Origin of the sequence: Ferrovibrio terrae (assembly GCF_943372915.1) — a bacterium.
Classification (GTDB): Bacteria; Pseudomonadota; Alphaproteobacteria; order Ferrovibrionales; family Ferrovibrionaceae; genus Ferrovibrio; species Ferrovibrio terrae_A.
In genome coordinates, this window is sequence record NZ_CALSAN010000016.1 from 1 (window position 1) to 17,658 (window position 17,658).

Consider the following 17,658-nt stretch of genomic DNA (forward strand, 5'->3'; position numbering starts at 1 on the left):
TGGCAGGCTGTGCCGTATCCAGCATAACCGCCGCTTTGGTGAGGCTGCCAAGATCGGCCACCTCGGCGAACAGCCGGAGCTGGGCCAGTTCGATATCAGCGAGTTCCTGTGCCATGCTTGGTGGAGCATATCTTGTCAGTCCGATCTTCGTCCACGGCTAGTGCGAAGCCGGCATATCCCTTACCGCCAGCCGGTCAGCTCCGCGAGGTCTGCAGGTGGCCTACCGGCTTGCGGCTGCTTTCGGCAGTGTGGCCCGTCGGCATCCTTCCAGGTCAGCCTTTGAGATCGCCTGCAATGGCCAGTCGGTGAAGATCATACCAAGCCAGCAGTTGCCATGGACAAGTGATTGCTAGCGTGCCGAGATGCGCCGCGATCCAGAAACCACTCGATCGCGACTTCCAGCGTGATCATGGTGGGCCTGTACGGCGGTGCCTGCCCGTTTAAATCCAGTCTTCAACTTGTGTGGCCCAATCCTCAGCGCTGCGGCGCGTTTCGAGGGTTTTTGCTCTGACTGACGCCGTTCCGTCGCACCTTGGCGCGGTACTCGCCATTTCTACGTTTTTCGATGATTGGTACAGAAGATTTCAACTGCGGCTTTTTGCTTACAGTGTCCCAAATTGTCCCAAACGGCTGGGCTTGGCTTGTTTAGCGTTTGATTTTAAGGGATAGGAACGCGGCGTCGTAAGCTCTACGGGCTTATCAATCGCTAAGTTCTGGAGCGGGTGAGGGGAATCGAACCCCCGTCGTAAGCTTGGGAAGCTTCTGCTCTACCATTGAGCTACACCCGCCCGTGTGTGGGTAACCTTGTCAGAACCATAACCAACAGGTTTCGACCATGCAACCGGTCCTTATGATCGCCTAGGAGCTGCACGCTACCGGCTAGACGATGCCAGCGCCGGCTATCATTGCCTTGGGGCGCAGCTCAGTCATTTTCGCGCGATAGCCGCTGTGCCGGTATGCGCCAACGGGATCGATGGCACCGCCCAACCGATAGCGTGCCATAGCAAGGATAGGCCCGACATCCGTCTGGAAGCCCTTGCGCAGGGTTTCAACCGCCATGACCACATCATTGCTGTCCTGATGGGCATGCAATGCGGGGCGATCGACCAGCAGCGCCTGCGCATAGGCGCGCAAGATTTCGCGGCTGCTCATCATCAGGCTTTCGATTGGATCGGTGATGTTGTGCGACTGGTCCATCATGTAGGCTGGCGGTGCCAATATCCCGGCGCTGTCCGCATCAACCAGTTCATTGAAGACCAGGAACAGCCGGAAAGGATCGATCGAGCCGCTGTCGAGATCATCGTCGCCATACTTGCTATCATTGAAATGGAAGCCCCCCAGCTTCGAGAACTGGATCAGGCGTGCGACGATCATTTCGATGTTGGTGGTCGGCGCGTGATGGCCGAGATCCACCAAGCAGCGGGCCTTTTCCCCCAGCATTTGGGCGCAGGCAAAGCTGGTGCCCCAGTCGGCAATCACGGTAGCGTAGAAGGCGGGCTCGTATAGCTTGTGCTCCAGCAGCAGCGTCCAGTCGGCCGGCAGGGCTGCGTAGATTTTCGCCATACTGTCGAGATAGCGGTCAAGTGCCTTTCGCATATGCTGCTGGCCTGGGAAGTTCGCGCCATCGGCAATCCAGACCGTCAGGGCCTTAGAGCCCAATTGCTCGCCATGGTGAATGCATTCAATGTTATGTGCGATCGCCAGATCGCGAACCGCAGCATCGCTGTGGCTCAGGCTGCCGAACTTGTACGACAGAGTCTGGCCGGGAGGGTCCTGGAAGGTGTTAGAATTGACAGCATCGAAGCCCAAGCCGAGAGAATCGCCCAACTGCTTGAGCGTGCGGAAATCGGCGGCCTTGTCCCAGGGGAAATGAAGAGAAACCAAGGGTGTGCAACGGACGAGCCGCTGAATAACGGCGCAATCCTGTAGTTTCTCATCCACGTTACGGGGTTCGCCGGCAATCGGGAAGCGGGCAAAGCGGGTACCGCCCACGCCCACGCCCCATGATGGGATGGCCATTTTAAAGGATTGAACCAGAAGGGTTATTCGATCGATGTCGATGTCGGCACGGGCCAGATTGGCGCCCAGCGCCTGATAGGCCGACTGTAAATCTGGCAACAAGGTCCGATTATGGTCAGCGACCTGCGCTTCGAGACGGGCAAGATGATCCATAGGACGGATAACTCTGCATAATTAGTCAATAATCCGGCATTAGATTTGCTTTTTGCCATCTTGTACAGGGGGGGGCGTGATGTTACACGCTCTACATTAGCGCCGCCTCGAGGCGGGCAGGTTGAAGCATGTCTTGATGGCTGGGTTAGCCCCGGTAAGTCGGCATGAAGACGAGAAAGCGACGGCTTAGAATATATTATGTCCACTCATTCAATTTGGATCGTTACGCCGGACGGAGATTCTCGCGCACATGGCCTTGATGAGGTTGCCGAATCGCTTTCTTACGGCTTCCAGGCGCTCGGACATACCCTGCCGATCGTGCGCCGCCGCAACGATGTTGTCGGCCGGCCGATCGTCCTGGGATGTAATCTGCTGAACGAGCAGTCCTCATCGCAGATCCCTGCCGATGCGATCTTATTCAATTTTGAACAGATTTATGACGAAAGCCCCTGGCTGACGGAGTTGTACCTGCAGCAGCTGCGCAATCACGAAGTCTGGGATTACAGCCGGCTGAATATTGAACGCCTGCATCGGATGGGCGTGCAAAACGTGCGGTTTTGCGGGATCGGCTATGTGCCGCAATTGAGCCGTATCCCCAAGCAAGAGCAGGATATAGACGTTCTGATGTATGGCCTGCGCAGCGAGCGCCGCGTCGCCATCATGGATGCACTCGAAGGCGTCGGGCGTAAGGTGGTTTTCCTAAACGGCGTATACGGTGCCGATCGGGATGGTTATATCGCGCGTTCCAAGATCGTGCTGAATATTCATTATTATGCAGCACGCATTTTCGAGATCGTGCGGGTGTCCTACCTGCTCTCAAATGAGAAATTTGTTATTTCTGAGCCGGGCGCTGACCATCAGTTGGAAGATCCCTATCGAGAAGGCATCGTATTCGCGCCGTATGAGTCTGTGGTCGAGACTTGTGAGCATTACCTGGATAATCTGGACAAGCTGAAAACCGTTGCCCGGAATGGTTTCAACCTGTTTCGCTCCAAACCCCAACAGGAGTACCTGTCCGGTCTGATTGGTGCTTAAGGCGTGCAGCAGGATTGACTGCGGTTATCCGCATTCGATCAGCTAGGGGACGGGGTGACGGTGATGAGCCAGATGCAGCTTGTTGTGCCGATGGCCGGGTTCGGAGAGCGGTTTCGCCAGGCCGGCTACAAAACGCCCAAGCCACTGATCGATATCGATGGGCAGCCGATGATTGCCCATATCCTCGGTCAGTTTGGCAGCATCGCCGACCCGCTGCTCATCTGCAATGCCGAGCATCTTGCCGATCCGGCTTATGCCATGGCGGCTCAATTGGCGCAGGTTTCACCACAGGCTAGGATCGTCGGCATTCCGTCTCACAAACTGGGGCCGGTACATTCCACCCTGGCGGCTGCCGACCGGATCGACGATGATCGACCGGTTGTGGTCACCTATTGCGATTGCGTTTCGGTTTTCGATTGGGCGCAACTAGTCGACTTTATTGCACAAGGTGATTACGACGGCGTCATTCCGGCCTATCGTGGTTTCCATCCACATCTTCGCCGCTCAATGTTTCACGCCTATATCCGTGAATCCGCCGGGCACGTCATCGATATTCAGGAAAAGCAGCCCTTCACTGTGGATCCGATCAACGAATACGCGTCCAGCGGCATTTATTACTTTGCCTCCGGCGCGCTGCTCAAGCGCGCCTGTCAGGCGGTGGTCGACCAAAACATCTCTGCGGTTGGCGAGTATTTCATCAGCTTGGCCTACAAGCCGCTGCTGGAACAGGGGCGTGATATCCGCATCTTCGAGATTCCCCATTTCCTGAACTGGGGAACGCCAGAGGATGTGTCGGACTATCGCTCCTGGCATCGGGCCTTTGCCAGCATTGTCGCGCCGCGGCCCGCCGCCGCGCAGGCAGGCACGCTGCTGATGCCGATGGCCGGTCTGGGGCAGCGGTTTGCCCAGCGCGGCATCACCACGATCAAACCGCTGATCCCTGTATCCGGTCGTCCGATGGCGGTGCAGGCCGCCCTGGCGATGCCGCGGGCCGAGCGGACGATTTTCGTCCTGCGCGCCGATACGGCTGGGCTGGGAACCCTGCAGGCAAGCCTGCGCGAAGCTTTCCCGCAGGCTGAGTTCCATCTGCTTGCCGCCCCGACGGATGGTCAGGCGCGCACCTGCGTGCATGCCCTGGCGGATGTAGACGGCAACGCGCCGTTGACCATCATGGCCTGCGATTCCGCCGTGACCTACTCCGCCGCGCGGTTTCATGCCCTTATGGCAGATGCGGATGTCGATCTTGTGGTATGGACGGCGCGCGGCCTGCCCTGCGTCGACCTCACGCCCGGCGCCTATAGCTGGGTGGAGGCCGAAGGTGATGTCTGCCGGAGCGTGTCGGTTAAGCATCCCTTGAACGATCCGTTCCACGATCCGGTGGTGCTTGGCGGGTTCACCTTTAAGCGCGCTGCTGATTTTGTGGCTTCGGCGGAACGGATTTTCAGCCAGGAACGGCGTGTCGGCGGTGAATTCTATGTTGATGCCTGCGTCAATGCGGCCATCGAGATGGGGCTGAAGGCGCGTATCATTGAAGTGGACGCATTTCTGAACTGGGGAACGCCGGAAGATCTCGACACCTTCCTGTACTGGCAGGCCGGGTTCCATCGCTGGTCTGGGCATCCTTATGATATGATGCGTGACCCCATGATACCCGCCGGACAGCGCGACGCGGTCATCGCGGGTGCGCTTGGCGGACAGGGCAGAGGCTAACGCTTGGCGAAGCTGTATGGAGAGGTTGGGCGTTTCATTATTGTCGGCCTGTTGACCGTCGGGCTGGACTTCGCCTGTTATCTTCTGTTGATGGCTGCTTCGGTCCCGGTGGTGCCGGCTAAGATAGCCAGCTTCCTACTCGGCGGTCTGTTCAGCTATAGCGCCAACCGATGGTTCACCTTCCGTGTCAGCCATGGCCGGCACCAGTTATTGAAATCCTACGCGGTTTTCACGGTCACGCTTTGTGTGAACTCGGTCATCAATTACGGAGTTCTGCTGCTGATCGGCCGTGATCCGATTGCCATCGTGGCTGCCTTTGTGATGGCGACTGGCGTATCGGCGGCGCTGAATTTCATCGGCTTGCGCTACTGGGCTCTGGCGGCATCCGACCGATCGATCATGCGGTCATGAAACTCTCTCTGGTCATTCCCTGTTTCAATGAGGCCGGCAACCTGCCGGCACTGGTTGCGCGCTGCCAGCAGGCGATCGCCGCTGCGGGCGGACCGTCTGTGATGGAAATTCTGCTGGTTGATAATGGCTCGGGCGATAATACGGCGACGATCCTGCCAGCACTTGTACAGCAGCAGCCCGGGCTGAAGATGGTGACGGTCGAGCGCAACCTGGGATATGGCTTCGGTATATGGAGCGGACTTCAGGCGGCGGATGGTGAGATTGTCGGCTGGACCCATGCCGACATGCAGACCGATCCGATGGATGCGGTCACTGCATTGGCGCTATTTGGCAATACTGACAGACCGGCGACTGTCTTTGTCAAGGGTACCCGCCGGCATCGCGCGCTGGGTGACAGTATCTTTACTTGGGGTATGGCGGTTTTCGAGACCTGTCTGCTGCGGGTGCCGCTGTGGGATATCAATGCACAGCCAACCTTGATGCCGCGCCGGTTCATGGAAAGTTGGGGCACGCCGCCGTTCGATTTCTCGTTCGACCTATTTGCCTATTACGCCGCCCGGCGCGATCATCTGTCGGTGATCCGGATTCCTGTCGATTTCCGCCAGCGGTTGGCCGGTATGTCGAGTTGGAATGTCGATTGGCGCTCGAAGATGCGTCTTACGCGCCGGATTGTGGCATACAGCTGGCGCCTGTTCAGAAGCGAAAGGTAAGGTCATGCTTGTGATTTCGCACCGCCGCAATACCATCGATCAACTGCGCGAGACGCCAATCGAATTCGGAGTCGAGGTTGATATTCGTAGCCATGGCGCCGACCTGATCATCCATCACGACCCCTTTACCCCGGGACTGCGGTTCAATGACTGGCTTGAACATTATCGCCATCGCTTTGTCATCCTGAATGTCAAGGAAGAGGGGCTGGAGCAGGCACTGCTGGATTGCATGAAGCGCTGCGGTATCGAGGATTTCTTTTTTCTCGATCAATCTTTTCCCTTTCTGATCCGCACGGTGCGTTCTGGCGAAAGTCGCGTGGCGATCCGCTATTCCGAATTCGAATCGATTGAAACTGCCATGAGCCTGGCGGGCAAAATAGACTGGGTCTGGGTAGATTGTTTCACTCATCTGCCGCTGGATGCAGTTGCCGCGGCGAAGTTCCGCGCGGCCCGGATCAAGACATGCATCGTCTCGCCCGAACTGCATGGTCGGGACGGGCTGGTGGAAATTCCCGCCATGCGCGCGATGCTCAAGGCATCCGGCGTCGTGCCAGATGCGGTCTGCACGAAAATGCCCGGCCTGTGGGCCTAGCCGGTTCCGCCGTTACTGGGGCTTCCGGTCAGCCAGCATCTCATCGATGAACTGGCGGATTGTGCCGATATCTTCGGCCAGTTTTTTCTTCCGCTCAGGGTCCATGCGCGTGAGGACATCAGCCAGCTTGCCTATGCCGTTGTGCAGTGTGTTGGATGCGGTTGAGAACAGTGCGGATTTGACGTCAAGCAATGGAACTACGGTGATAGTGACGGCGAAGAACAGAAGCGACAGTCCCAACAGAACGAACGAGGTCTTCCGCAGGCGCCGGTTCAGTCCCTCGACTCGTTGTATGCGGGCAACCTTTGCAATCGGGCTGTCGCCTTCTCCAAGCATGCTGTCGATCTCGGCGATCTGCTTCGCGAGCTGTGCATGCGCTTCCTCCGCCGTCTTGCCGTGCGCCGATAGGGACAGCTCCGGAATACGACAGAGAAAGACCTTGCCATCCGTATCGACGCTGACGCGCATCGTGGCCGATGCTGGCGCCTTGCCGCTGAAAAGATCGCGAATGCCGGTCAGAGTATGATTGCTGTTCATGATGCTATTTCCCAGTCCGCCAATATCGAATAACCCCTTCCGGAGCGGAAGGTGCGTCGGTAATTCTGAGGCGTTGGCCAGTCAGGCCCGCCAGTATTTCACTCATGATCATGGTCTCTCCCTGCGCCGCTTTGTACCAGCCATCCTTAGAAGGCGCGGGCAACGGTTCTCCAAATTTCCAAGTGGATTTCCCGGTATCGGATTCTGTAAGGCGGCCCTGTCGAACATGATAATTCGGCAGCGAGAATTCATTGGGGTGGGGCGCATACAAAACCAGAAGTCCAGCGCATATCAACAACGGTCGGACGATAGATTGGCGTTCCGAGGCCCAGACAGATAGTACCGCCGCTGACAGCGCGGCAGCCAGCAACGGGCCGTGTGCCTGATGCGCGGCGGTCAGTCCGTTGCGGATCCACAGAAATCCGGCGAGCGACAGCACGATATAGGCCGCGAGTACCATCCCCATCTTGTGTTGATCAAGTACCGGCCTGGCATCGTGGGGCCCGGAAAATCTCCGCCCCAGTGCATAAACGGCCATGAAGCCGGCAAGGTAGTATTTGACCGTGTTGATGAGTAGCAGCGACAAAGCAGTTAAAAGCGAGTCTGCTCCGAACCATGCCGTGATCTGGCGCACCACCGGGTCACGCAGGGTCCAGCCTGTTACAGCGCTCATGGCTTCCTGCGCGGCGGCAGCGGGTATGCCACGATAGATCGTCAGGCCGAGTTCCTGTCCGTCATATGGCGGCGGCGGGACGATCCAGCACGCCACAGCTGTCAGCACGAGGATCAGGTACAGTCCGAAGATCGGCTTGTTGATCTGGCGCCAGAATACGGCGCCGGCAAACAGCGCGGCGAGGAAGGCGGAATAGAAGATTGGTCCCTTGGCGCAAGTCAGCACAAACAACAGGAGCACGAAAACCTGCGGCGGTTCCTTCCTTCGGATTAGAATCGCGCTGATGCCGAACAGCAGCAGCACGTAGAAGTAGGAGGATATTGTCAGGCTGTAGTTGATTTCCTCGCCGTAGATGGTCAGAAGGGCTAAGAAGATCAGCAGGCTCAGAATAGCGTGGCGCCGCAGCAGCGGACGCAGGAATAGAAACATGCAGACGACGATGATGACGTATCGTGCATTAACGGCGTCGATCATGGTGGGGGTCTTCACGGGTGCCAGCAATGCGGCCAGGATGCCACTGGAGAAATGATGGAAGCTCGCCATCTTCTCCGGATAATAGGTGAAGAGCCGCAGGGAATCGAAATAGTCGGCCTTCAGCATCTCCAGGGCGGGGCTGAAATACAGGACATCATGCGGTTCGAAAATATAAAGGTGCGCTTCGAGGAAGCGGAATATCCAGGCGACGAGTAACAGCAGTAGAGCGTCGGTCAGGATGCCAGTTTTTAGAAGCCGGCTTTTATCGACAGACAGGATGTTGATATGTCGAGTCAGGTAAAGACCCAGGCCGCCCAGAGCGGCAAGCCCGAACAGTGCCGGCTTGATCAGCGCGGGCCCGGAAACTGCCAGGATATTGGCGGCGATGCCGGCGCTGCCCAATCCTAGCAGAATGGCCGTGAGTAGAGATCGCGCCCCCAGCATATAGCCAGTACCTGCATACACAAGCAGCATGCCGGTGAAGACAATATATTCTATGAACATGAGGGTCCGTGATTATTAACAACGTGTTTGATCGTGTATATCAAAAATGATCTGCTTTGTGCACTGCTGACGGCCCTGTCTTCGAGGCCGGCCAGCGGAGAATGAACCTTGGGAGCGTGGAATGCGGCGGGCTTTCGTGATGCGGTTGAACCCTGGGAACGAGCATGAGTATCGTCGGCGGCATGATGAAATATGGCCTGAGTTGACTGGGCTTTTGCGCCAATCGGGAATATCGAACTATTCGATCTTCCTGGAAGCGGACAGCGGGAAGCTGTTTGCTGTCCTGGAGGTTGCCGAGAGCAACACGGTGGATGCCCTGCCGGATCATCCGATCATGCGACGCTGGTGGGATTACATGAAGGATATCATGGAGACGAACCCGGATGGATCGCCGGTCGCGATACCCCTGCGAGAGGTCTTCCGGCTGGATTAAGGGGTTTGAGGATGCCTGCCTGTTCAATTGTCTTCGACTGCGGCAAGACGCGACTCAAGGCGTCGTTAATCGACGCGCAGGGGCGCATTCTCGCTCAGCAGCAGACCGACAGCATGATGGCGGACCTGCCCCCCTATCCGCATCTCCGCGTCGATGACGTATGGCAGTGGCTGTTGAATGTATTGACTGATTTCGCCAGGCTTGAAGCGGATATCCGCTGCATCATTCCAGTTACGCATGGTGCCACGGCAGCGGTGTTGGCCGGTGATCGACTAGCCTTCCCGGTCATGGACTATGAGTGGATCCTGCCAGAGTCTGCCGACAGCGACTATGAGGCGCTCGCACGGGATTATTCATTGACTGGATCTCCAGCATTGCCGGCCGGCCTGAATCTGGGGCGGCAACTATACTGGTTGCGGCAGGCGCGGGATTTCCGGAATGTCACGGCCATCCTGTTGTATCCCCAATACTGGGCATGGCGGTTATCCGGTGTCATGGCCAGCGAGATCACCTCGCTGGGTTGTCATACCGATCTGTGGAACATCGCGGAGAACCGCATGTCCAGTTGGCTGGAACGGCTGGATATCGCCCGGCTGTTTCCTGCTCTGCGGCCCGCCTGGGACAGGCTCGGACCGATTCTGCCGGCGGTGGCGGCGCGCACGGGCTTGCCGCCGGAGTGCATGGTGGTCAACGGCATTCATGACAGTAACGCGACGTATCTGCGGTATCTGGCGGCCGGTGCGGCTGCCAACGCCACGGCGATCTCCACCGGCACATGGGTGGTGGTGTTCGCCGGTGGGGCAGATCCGCGCCGCCTTGATCCGGCCAGAGACATGCTGGCGAATATCGACAGTTTCGGCAAACCGGTTCCCTGCGCCCGCTTCATGGGGGGGCGCGAGTATGAGGCGATCGCCGGTTCCTCGTCGGTCTCGCGGCAGGCGGGTTTTGCGGAGATTCAAAGTATCATAGACAGCAAGGCGTGGTGCTGGCCGTCTTTTGCACCACAGGGCGGGCCGTACCGCCAGCACACTGGTTCCATCCAAGGCGATGCTGCAGCCGTGCCGCTCGCATGCCTATATTTGGCATTATTGACCGAGGATGTGGTCCGGCGATTCGAGACTCACGGGGATGTTTATATCGATGGACCTTTCGCCGCCAACGCCGCCTATACAGGCATTCTCGCGGCCTTGCTGGCGCCGCGGAGGGTTTTTATCTCGGATGATATCCAGGGTACAACGCTAGGCGCCTGGTTGCTGGGGCAGCCGTCGCTGCACGCGACTCTCCCTGCCTTGCAAGTCGTGTCTCCCTGGGCACTGAATGGACTTGCGGACTATCAGTCAACCTGGCGCGCTGGTGTTGCGCAGCGGGATGCCGTCTTGTCCGCTTCGGCCTGAGTGAAACGTTATCCCAAGCTTGGGTGGCGCGGCGCTCAATGTGTATCTGCCATGGTGGCGGCGATCTGGTCCGGGGTGAGGTCGAACAGCTTGCCCAGACCGGCCGCGCCGGCACGGGTCAGGGTCACCGCCCGGCTGTCCCGGCGCCGCTCCAGCCAGCCCAGTTTGAAGCAGCGGTCGGCCAGCGCCGCCCCCAGGCTGCCGGCCAGATGCGGGCTGCGCTCGCTCCAATCCAGGCAGGCACGGGCGAAACGGCGTTTTCCCTGTGCAATCGAGTCCACATCGATCTGCAGGCCTGCGAACAGCTGTTTACCCGCCGCCGTCACAACAAACTCATCCTCACCGCTGGGGAGCAGGCAGCCGCGCGCGATGAGCTGGTCAAAGAGGCAGACGCCGAGCTTGCCGGCAATATGGTCGTAGCAGGTGCGTGCGGCGCGCAGTGCCCCGGCCACGCGGGTGTGGTGGTGGTGCTTTGGCAGCGGCCGCTCTCCGGCCAGGGCCATCAGGCTTTCGATTGCCGTGGCCACCTGCGCATTGGCCAGGTGGTAGTAGCGATGCCGCCCCTGCTTGGCCAGGCCAAGCAGGCCGCCATCGGACAGCTTGGCCAGGTGGCCGCTGGTGGTCTGTGGCGACACGCCGGCGATCTGCGCCAGTTCCTTGGCAGTGCGGGCGCGGCCATCCATCAGCGCCTTCAGGATATTGGCACGTGCCGGATCGCCGATCAGGGCGGCTATCTTGGCCACATGGGGGTCGTTGCTGCTCATGGTGCGACTCTAGGCCGGCCATCTGCTGTCGTCCATCTGCAACAGTTCGGCCGCGGCCGTAGCGTTGCAGGTGGCGGTGCGAAGCCTGGCCGCGCATGCTGGTGACAGCAGGTGTCAGTGCGCCGGTCTATCGTCACCACAGCGTCATCGCCGTCGGATAGGACTGCGGAACCGAATCATAAAAAAGGAGCCTCGCCATGCCCCAGACCATGATCGTCATAGCGCGCGACCACGACCTGTCGGCAGACCAGCGGCAAAAGCCGCAAGGTCTGCTGACGACCATCTTGCTTCAGGTTGTTGCCGCGCAGCGACGGATGCGTGAGCGTGAGCAGCTGGCCGAGCTGAGTGATGCGGCGCTGAAGGATCTCGGCCTGACGCAGGCCGATGTCTGGGCCGAGCTGCGCAAACCGGGCTGGTCGCGCTGAGTGTGAATCAGATCGGAAAGATCAGGCAGGTGGTGGTGCCGGTGGCCAGAACCTTGCCGGTGGCATCGACGATGCGGCCCTCTGCCGTGCCGACGCGGCTGCCCACCTGGATGACGGTGCCTTCGGCATAGACCGTGCCGGTCTTGTGCGAGATCGCGCGCACCAGGCTGACCTTGTATTCCAGCGTGGTGTAGCCCATGCCCTTGGGCAGCATCGACTGCACGGCGCAGGACATGCAGCTGTCCAGCATGGTGCCGGCATAGCCGCCATGCACGCTGCCGATCGGATTGTAGTGCTGCAGATCCGGCCGTCCGGCAAACACGATGCGGCCAGGTTCGGCTTCATGAATCCACATATTCATCAGTTCGGCGATCGGCGCGCCAGGCAGCTCACCGCTCATGAGCTTGCGAAACAGCTCGATGCCCGCCATCTCGCGCAACGTCTCCAGCGGGATCGGCGCATAGCGCCCGCCCTTGGGCGGGTGCAGATCGGCGGAGCGGGCGGGCGGAAGCGGGGCGGCAGACATGGCGGGGTCCTGTCTCGGGTCGTTTCTGGTCCGGCGGGCAAAAATGGGGAGGCCGGAAGTTCGCGGCAGCGCCGGTGGTCCGGTGAAACCGGGAGGATGGCTTGTCGGGCTGCCGTGCATCGTGTATATACACGTTATGAACCGCCCACCGCAAGCCCCGTCTTCCGGCCCGTTGTCTGCCCCGGCAGCAGCCGGGGAGGTCTTCACCCTGCCGCCGCCGATGCCCGACGGCCGCGATCTGTGCCTGTGCTTCCAGCTGCGCGCCGCCGCCCGCCGGGCCAGTGCGCTCTATACCAGCCGCCTGGCCCCGATCGGTCTGGGCCTGCCGCAATACAGCCTGGTTGGCATGGCGGCGGCCTGTGAGAAGCAGAATGGCCGCCCGCCCAGCATCACTGAACTGGCCGCAGCGCTGGATCTGGATCGCAGCACCCTGAGCCGCAACCTGAGGCCGATGATCGCCGCCGGCCTGGTCGAGGTGGCGCCGGCCGGCGAGGGCCGGGCCAAGCTGGTGCGGGCCACCCGCGAGGGCCGGGCCGCCTATCGCGCCGGCGTGGCGCTGTGGCGTGCCGCGCAGGATGAAGCGCAGGCCGCATTGGGCCCGCAGTTCCGGGGCCTGATGCAGGGTCTGGAAGCCACCATTGCAGGTTTGCCTGCAGCGGCCGGCAGCAGCGTCGCCAACGACCTCTGATCCTTAGACTTAGGCCTTGATCGGGCTATGCTTTGGTCGAAAGCCGGGGCAGCCCGCCTTGTCCGGTTGCGCCGCAGCGGGCATCATCCGGCCCGACTGAGGAAACGCCGCCGGCCAGCAGGTTGAAACACCTCGACCGGCCGGAAGAGCATGAAGGGAGCCGCACCATGGCCGATAACGAACTGTTCCCCGTGGCCGCCGACTGGGCCAAGCGCGCCTGGGCCGATGCCGGCAAATACAAGGCCATGTACGAGCAGTCGGTGAAAGACCCGGTAGGCTTCTGGGGCGAGCAAGGCAAGCGCGTCGACTGGATCAAGCCCTTCAGCCAGGTGAAGGATGTCTCCTTCGACAAGAAGGATTTGCATATCCGCTGGTTCGGCGATGGCGTGCTGAACGTCTCGGCCAACTGCATCGACCGCCATCTGGCCAAACGCGCCAGCCAGACCGCGATCATCTGGGAAGGCGACGACCCGAACAAATCCGAAAATATCACCTACCAGCAGCTTCACGATGAAGTCTGCCGCATGGCCAACATCATGAAGGCCAAGGGCGTCAAGAAGGGCGATCGTGTCACCATCTACCTGCCGATGATCCCGGCGGCCGCTTATGCGATGCTGGCTTGCGCGCGCATCGGCGCGGTGCATTCGGTAGTGTTCGGCGGCTTCTCGCCTGACAGTCTGGCCAACCGCATCCAGGATTGCGACAGCCAGTTCCTGATCACTGCCGACGAGGGCCTGCGCGGCGGCCGCGGCGTGCCGCTGAAGGCCAATGCCGATGCGGCGCTCAAAACCTGCCCGAATGTGAAGACGGTGCTGGTGGTGAAACATACCGGCGGCAAGATCGATATGCAGGCCGGCCGCGATGTCTGGCTGCATGACGAAGCCGCCAAGGTGCCGGCAACCTGCGCGCCGGAGCCGATGGGCGCGGAAGATCCGCTGTTCATCCTCTACACCTCGGGCTCGACCGGCAAGCCGAAGGGCGTGCTGCACACTTCGGGCGGCTATCTCGTATTTGCCTCGATGACACATCAGTATGTCTTCGACTATCACGATGGCGACATCTACTGGTGCACCGCCGATGTGGGCTGGGTCACCGGTCACAGCTATATCCTCTACGGGCCGCTGGCCAATGGCGCCACCTCGCTGATGTTCGAGGGCGTGCCGAATTATCCCGATGCCTCGCGCTTCTGGCAGGTGATCGACAAGCACAAGGTCAACATCTTCTACACCGCGCCCACCGCGATCCGCGCCCTGATGCGCGAAGGCGAGGCACCGGTGAAGAAGACCAGCCGTGCCAGCCTGCGCCTGCTCGGCTCGGTGGGCGAACCGATCAACCCGGAAGCCTGGCTGTGGTATCACCGCGTGGTCGGCGACGGCCGCTGCCCGATCGTCGATACCTGGTGGCAAACCGAGACTGGCGGCATCCTCATCACGCCGCTGCCGGGCGCCATCGGCCAGAAGCCGGGTTCGGCGACACTGCCGTTCTTCGGCGTCAAGCCGGAGCTGGTGGATGGCGAAGGCAAGGTGCTGGAGGGCGCCACCGAGGGCAACCTGTGCATCAGCGACAGCTGGCCGGGCCAGATGCGCACGGTCTATGGCGATCACCAGCGTTTCATCGACACCTATTTCAGCACCTTCCCCGGCAAGTATTTCACCGGCGACGGCTGCCGCCGCGATGCCGATGGTTACTACTGGATCACCGGCCGCGTCGACGACGTGATCAACGTGTCGGGCCATCGCATGGGCACGGCCGAAGTGGAAAGCGCGCTGGTCGCCCATCCCAAGGTGGCCGAGGCCGCCGTGGTGGGTTATCCGCATAACATCAAGGGCCAGGGCATCTATGCCTATGTCACCCTGAAGACCGGCATCCAGGCGACCGAAGAGCTGCGCAAGGAACTGGTGCAGCATGTGCGCACGCTGATCGGGCCGATCGCATCGCCCGATCTGATCCAGTGGGCGCCAGGCCTGCCAAAGACGCGCTCTGGCAAGATCATGCGCCGCATCCTGCGCAAGATCGCCGAGAACGAACATTCGGCACTGGGCGATACCAGCACGCTGGCCGATCCCAGTGTGGTGGATGATCTGGTCAATAACCGCATGAATCGCGGCTGAGCGAACGAACCGTCGCAGCATAAAAAAACCGGGAGGCGCGACGCCGGGCGTCTGGAGTGATCCAGGCGCCCGAACTGTTTGTGCGGCGGCTAAGCCTGGCTGGCGGGAACCTATGTCAGCCGGCAGGGCTTATGTCTACGGGATCAAACACCGGAGGCATCTCATGGCTATAGAAACGCGATACGGGCCCAGGGAGAAAGTCGACACTGAAACCGGCGGGCGCGTCATATCAACACAGAATGCACGGGGTGGCATCGAACTGCATCGCATGCGCTATGTGCTGGGCTTCGGCCTTGCCGGCGTGATCATCGCCTTTGCATTGGCCTGGTATTTCATGTTCCGCGCCTGAGTGGCGCGATCTGCAGGCCGGCGGCCAGGTCGCTGATCTGCCGCGCTACCGATTCGGCCTGTTGCAGCCGCTGCATCAAAGCTGCCGCCATCTGCCATTGATCGGCGGCAGCTGGGCGGTCGTCCGCGTCATCAACTGACAATTCGGTATCCGTCTCGGCACCCAGCAGCCTCAGCAGGGTCGGGCGATGCCGCGTCAGAACAGCCTCGGCCACCGCCGGGTCGAGATCGCGTCCGCGCATCCGCAGCAGCACATGCAGCGCCGCCAGCTGTGCCATCATGCGGTAATTGGCCGAGAGGAAAGCCTGCAGCCGTGTCATGTCGGCCGTGCCGGCACCGGGTTCTGCGGCCAGGCGGCGCAGCGCGCCGGCGAAATCGGCGCCAGCATCGAACAGATCCTTGCGGGCCAAACGGTAGCTCTGTTCGGGCGGATTGCGCTTCAGCGCCTGGCGGGCGTATTTGCGGTTGGCGCGCAGCAATGCGGCCGTCAGTTGTGGCAGGCTCTGTCGTTCCCAGTAAGGCAGCACGAAACTGAACAATGCTGCAATGCCGGCGCCGATGGCGGTATCCAGCAGACGCTCGGCCAGCAGGGAGCCGCTGGCCGGGCTGAGGAAATGCATCATCAGCAGTGCCATCACGCAGGCGGCGGTCGAAGTGATCAGGTAGCGCACGGGGGCATAGGCATGGGCCAGCGCAATGCTGGCGAAATACAGCCCCAGCAGCACCGGATCGGACAGCAGATGCAGGGCCACGGCGGCCAGCACGCAGCCGATCAGGTTGCCGACCAGGCGATCCTTCTGGCGTTGTCGGGTGGCGCTGTAGCTGGCGCGCATGATGACGGCCACGGTGAGCAGGATCCAGCTGCCGTGGCTGAAGTAATGCGTCAGCGCTGCTGCGATGACAAAGGCGCAGAGCATTGCCGCCGTCAGGCGCAGGGCATAGCGAAAAATCGGCGAGGTCAGGCGCAGATGGCGGCGCAACAGCTGCAACCGGTAGGGGCGCGGGGGCAGGAATTCCTCGATCCTGATGGTGGCCAGCACCATCTCTGCGGTGTCGGACTGGCGGATCACCTGCTGCAGGCGCTCCACCGCTTCGATGGCATGGCCGATCCGCTCCAGCGTGGCGCGCAGTTCCAGCAGGGCGGCCCCATGCTCGGTATCACCATCACTGCTCTCCAGGGGCGCCACCTGCTGCAGCTTTTCAGCGATGGCGGCGAATTCGTTGCGCAGCGTATGCAATGATGGGCTCGGCCTGCCATCGCGAATTTCATTAGCGATATCCTCGATCAGCAGGGCGGTATGCTGCACGCCGATGCGGATGCGCTCCAGCAGCGCACCGCTGTCACGCTGGCCGGCGAACTGGCGGCGCAGCAGCCAGTAATCGGTCTGGCTGGAGAGGATGATCTCAAAGGTATCGAGCGTGGCGATCAGTGCGGCGGCCATCTGTCGTTCGCGCGGCGCCTGCATGTGGCGGAACAGCAGGTTGCGTGCCGCTTCCACCTGCTCCATCAGCGTCACTTGGCGCTCGATCAGGGTGGCATGGCTCGCCTCCACGCTGATGCGGGAATCATACAGCGCCGCCTTGGCCCGCACATAGGCGGCAAAGGCATCCAGTGTGCCGGTCAGGGCGATCTGCTTGTGGCGGGCCTCCAGGGCATGGCTCATCCCCATGCCGAAGGCGGCATAGGCGACGGCCCCGGCAAAGAACAGCAGGGCATGATGCACGGCGGCTGCGCCGCCACCGATCTCGACGCCGAAGGCAAAGACCATGGAGAGGATCATCGACATGCACAGCGCCAGCATGGTCTTGCCATAGATCGTCAGCATGGCGGCGACAAAGCTGGTGATGGCGACAATGCCGGCCTGGGCGACAAGGTTCTGCTCGCTCAGGCCGATGCCAAGCGTCACCAGGCTGTCGAACAGGATGACGATCAGGAAGGCGATGCGTTTATGACCGGGCGGCGCCGGGGTGTCGACAATGCTGGCGCAGGTTGCGCCCACTGCCACCACGGCCGCGGCGGCAGAGCCGAGCCATAGGCCGGTCGCCAGCGCGACGATGGCGACACCCGCAGCAGCCGTGGCGCCGCTGAGTAGTTGTTGCGCCGGCAGGGCGAAGATCGAAAGGTTGAACGGGTTCGGCATGATGCTGAGC

General features: G+C 60.9%; 18 protein-coding genes and 1 tRNA gene. 11 read left to right on the forward strand and 8 right to left on the reverse strand.

Annotated features, from left to right (window positions below; genetic code table 11):
• The 3 genes from AAG821_RS12495 to rhaI all read right to left on the reverse strand — a co-directional run.
• The coding region (locus AAG821_RS12495) for a LysR family transcriptional regulator (RefSeq protein WP_341916298.1) at positions 1-115 on the reverse strand (115 nt) is incomplete at its 3' end.
• Between the two features lie 599 nt (positions 116-714).
• Positions 715-788: transfer RNA gene (locus AAG821_RS12500), tRNA-Gly, on the reverse strand.
• 91 nt (positions 789-879) lie between these two features.
• The gene (gene rhaI, locus AAG821_RS12505; RefSeq protein WP_341912067.1) at positions 880-2,172 is read right to left on the reverse strand and encodes an L-rhamnose catabolism isomerase; all 1,293 of its coding nucleotides are present in this window, start codon (positions 2,170-2,172) and stop codon (positions 880-882) included.
• Between the two features lie 198 nt (positions 2,173-2,370).
• Between rhaI and AAG821_RS12510 the strand changes: the two genes are divergently transcribed.
• From AAG821_RS12510 to AAG821_RS12530, 5 genes are all read left to right on the forward strand, one after another.
• Complete coding sequence (locus tag AAG821_RS12510; protein ID WP_341912065.1) at positions 2,371-3,207, forward strand: hypothetical protein; 837 nt, start codon at positions 2,371-2,373, stop codon at positions 3,205-3,207.
• Between the two features lie 63 nt (positions 3,208-3,270).
• Positions 3,271-4,917, forward strand: coding sequence for an NTP transferase domain-containing protein (locus AAG821_RS12515; protein ID WP_341912063.1), 1,647 nt, complete (start codon positions 3,271-3,273; stop codon positions 4,915-4,917).
• A 3-nt stretch (positions 4,918-4,920) separates the two neighbouring features.
• Positions 4,921-5,328, forward strand: a complete 408-nt coding sequence (locus AAG821_RS12520) for a GtrA family protein (RefSeq protein ID WP_341912061.1) — start codon at positions 4,921-4,923, stop codon at positions 5,326-5,328.
• A complete protein-coding gene (locus AAG821_RS12525; RefSeq protein WP_341912060.1) occupies positions 5,325-6,038 on the forward strand; it encodes a glycosyltransferase family 2 protein in 714 nt (237 codons plus the stop codon). The genes AAG821_RS12520 and AAG821_RS12525 overlap by 4 nt, the downstream gene beginning before the upstream one ends.
• A 4-nt stretch (positions 6,039-6,042) precedes the next feature.
• Positions 6,043-6,630 (forward strand): hypothetical protein, encoded by a 588-nt coding sequence (locus AAG821_RS12530; protein ID WP_341912057.1) that lies wholly within the window; start codon positions 6,043-6,045, stop codon positions 6,628-6,630.
• 12 nt (positions 6,631-6,642) lie between these two features.
• Here AAG821_RS12530 and AAG821_RS12535 read toward each other — a convergent pair whose 3' ends face one another.
• Both AAG821_RS12535 and AAG821_RS12540 read right to left on the reverse strand, forming a co-directional pair.
• Complete coding sequence (locus AAG821_RS12535) at positions 6,643-7,167, reverse strand: hypothetical protein (protein ID WP_341912055.1); 525 nt, start codon at positions 7,165-7,167, stop codon at positions 6,643-6,645.
• Between the two features lie 4 nt (positions 7,168-7,171).
• Positions 7,172-8,818 (reverse strand): hypothetical protein, encoded by a 1,647-nt coding sequence (locus AAG821_RS12540; RefSeq protein ID WP_341912053.1) that lies wholly within the window; start codon positions 8,816-8,818, stop codon positions 7,172-7,174.
• A 121-nt stretch (positions 8,819-8,939) separates the two neighbouring features.
• Here AAG821_RS12540 and rhaM point away from each other — a divergent pair, with 121 nt between their 5' ends.
• Together rhaM and AAG821_RS12550 are read left to right on the forward strand one after the other, a co-directional pair.
• On the forward strand, positions 8,940-9,251 hold the full coding sequence (gene rhaM, locus AAG821_RS12545) for an L-rhamnose mutarotase (protein ID WP_341912051.1): 312 nt from the start codon (positions 8,940-8,942) through the stop codon (positions 9,249-9,251).
• Positions 9,252-9,262: 11 nt separating this feature from the next.
• Positions 9,263-10,645: an FGGY family carbohydrate kinase gene (locus tag AAG821_RS12550; RefSeq protein WP_341912049.1), complete on the forward strand. Its 1,383-nt coding sequence runs from the start codon at positions 9,263-9,265 to the stop codon at positions 10,643-10,645.
• Between the two features lie 35 nt (positions 10,646-10,680).
• Here the strand turns inward: AAG821_RS12550 and AAG821_RS12555 are convergent, their stop codons facing one another.
• On the reverse strand, positions 10,681-11,409 hold the full coding sequence (locus AAG821_RS12555; protein ID WP_341912047.1) for a helix-turn-helix transcriptional regulator: 729 nt from the start codon (positions 11,407-11,409) through the stop codon (positions 10,681-10,683).
• Positions 11,410-11,606: 197 nt separating this feature from the next.
• Between AAG821_RS12555 and AAG821_RS12560 the strand changes: the two genes are divergently transcribed.
• Positions 11,607-11,834: a DUF1127 domain-containing protein gene (locus AAG821_RS12560; protein WP_341912045.1), complete on the forward strand. Its 228-nt coding sequence runs from the start codon at positions 11,607-11,609 to the stop codon at positions 11,832-11,834.
• A 7-nt stretch (positions 11,835-11,841) separates the two neighbouring features.
• Here AAG821_RS12560 and AAG821_RS12565 read toward each other — a convergent pair whose 3' ends face one another.
• A complete protein-coding gene (locus AAG821_RS12565; RefSeq protein ID WP_341912043.1) occupies positions 11,842-12,360 on the reverse strand; it encodes a PaaI family thioesterase in 519 nt (172 codons plus the stop codon).
• A 220-nt stretch (positions 12,361-12,580) separates the two neighbouring features.
• Here AAG821_RS12565 and AAG821_RS12570 point away from each other — a divergent pair, with 220 nt between their 5' ends.
• The 3 genes from AAG821_RS12570 (at position 12,581) to AAG821_RS12580 (ending at position 15,508) form a co-directional block, all read left to right on the forward strand.
• Positions 12,581-13,048: a MarR family winged helix-turn-helix transcriptional regulator gene (locus AAG821_RS12570; protein WP_341912041.1), complete on the forward strand. Its 468-nt coding sequence runs from the start codon at positions 12,581-12,583 to the stop codon at positions 13,046-13,048.
• Positions 13,049-13,215: 167 nt separating this feature from the next.
• Positions 13,216-15,159, forward strand: coding sequence for an acetate--CoA ligase (gene acs, locus AAG821_RS12575; protein WP_341912039.1), 1,944 nt, complete (start codon positions 13,216-13,218; stop codon positions 15,157-15,159).
• 163 nt (positions 15,160-15,322) lie between these two features.
• Positions 15,323-15,508, forward strand: a complete 186-nt coding sequence (locus tag AAG821_RS12580; protein WP_341912037.1) for a hypothetical protein — start codon at positions 15,323-15,325, stop codon at positions 15,506-15,508.
• On the opposite strand, the gene AAG821_RS12585 is transcribed toward AAG821_RS12580, so the two are convergent.
• On the reverse strand, positions 15,492-17,648 hold the full coding sequence (locus AAG821_RS12585) for an FUSC family membrane protein (RefSeq protein WP_341912033.1): 2,157 nt from the start codon (positions 17,646-17,648) through the stop codon (positions 15,492-15,494). The genes AAG821_RS12580 and AAG821_RS12585 overlap by 17 nt on opposite strands.
• Between the last annotated feature and the right edge of the window lie 10 nt (positions 17,649-17,658).

Coding starts and splice junctions, on each gene's coding strand:
- rhaI (WP_341912067.1), bottom strand. CDS start 2,172: ATGGATCATCTTGCCCGTCTCGAAGCGCAGGTCGCTGACCATAATCGG.
- AAG821_RS12510 (WP_341912065.1), top strand. CDS start 2,371: ATGTCCACTCATTCAATTTGGATCGTTACGCCGGACGGAGATTCTCGC.
- AAG821_RS12515 (WP_341912063.1), top strand. CDS start 3,271: ATGAGCCAGATGCAGCTTGTTGTGCCGATGGCCGGGTTCGGAGAGCGG.
- AAG821_RS12525 (WP_341912060.1), top strand. CDS start 5,325: ATGAAACTCTCTCTGGTCATTCCCTGTTTCAATGAGGCCGGCAACCTG.
- AAG821_RS12530 (WP_341912057.1), top strand. CDS start 6,043: ATGCTTGTGATTTCGCACCGCCGCAATACCATCGATCAACTGCGCGAG.
- AAG821_RS12535 (WP_341912055.1), bottom strand. CDS start 7,167: ATGAACAGCAATCATACTCTGACCGGCATTCGCGATCTTTTCAGCGGC.
- AAG821_RS12540 (WP_341912053.1), bottom strand. CDS start 8,818: ATGTTCATAGAATATATTGTCTTCACCGGCATGCTGCTTGTGTATGCA.
- rhaM (WP_341912051.1), top strand. CDS start 8,940: ATGCGGCGGGCTTTCGTGATGCGGTTGAACCCTGGGAACGAGCATGAG.
- AAG821_RS12550 (WP_341912049.1), top strand. CDS start 9,263: ATGCCTGCCTGTTCAATTGTCTTCGACTGCGGCAAGACGCGACTCAAG.
- AAG821_RS12555 (WP_341912047.1), bottom strand. CDS start 11,409: ATGAGCAGCAACGACCCCCATGTGGCCAAGATAGCCGCCCTGATCGGC.
- AAG821_RS12560 (WP_341912045.1), top strand. CDS start 11,607: ATGCCCCAGACCATGATCGTCATAGCGCGCGACCACGACCTGTCGGCA.
- AAG821_RS12565 (WP_341912043.1), bottom strand. CDS start 12,360: ATGTCTGCCGCCCCGCTTCCGCCCGCCCGCTCCGCCGATCTGCACCCG.
- AAG821_RS12570 (WP_341912041.1), top strand. CDS start 12,581: ATGCCCGACGGCCGCGATCTGTGCCTGTGCTTCCAGCTGCGCGCCGCC.
- acs (WP_341912039.1), top strand. CDS start 13,216: ATGGCCGATAACGAACTGTTCCCCGTGGCCGCCGACTGGGCCAAGCGC.
- AAG821_RS12580 (WP_341912037.1), top strand. CDS start 15,323: ATGGCTATAGAAACGCGATACGGGCCCAGGGAGAAAGTCGACACTGAA.
- AAG821_RS12585 (WP_341912033.1), bottom strand. CDS start 17,648: ATGCCGAACCCGTTCAACCTTTCGATCTTCGCCCTGCCGGCGCAACAA.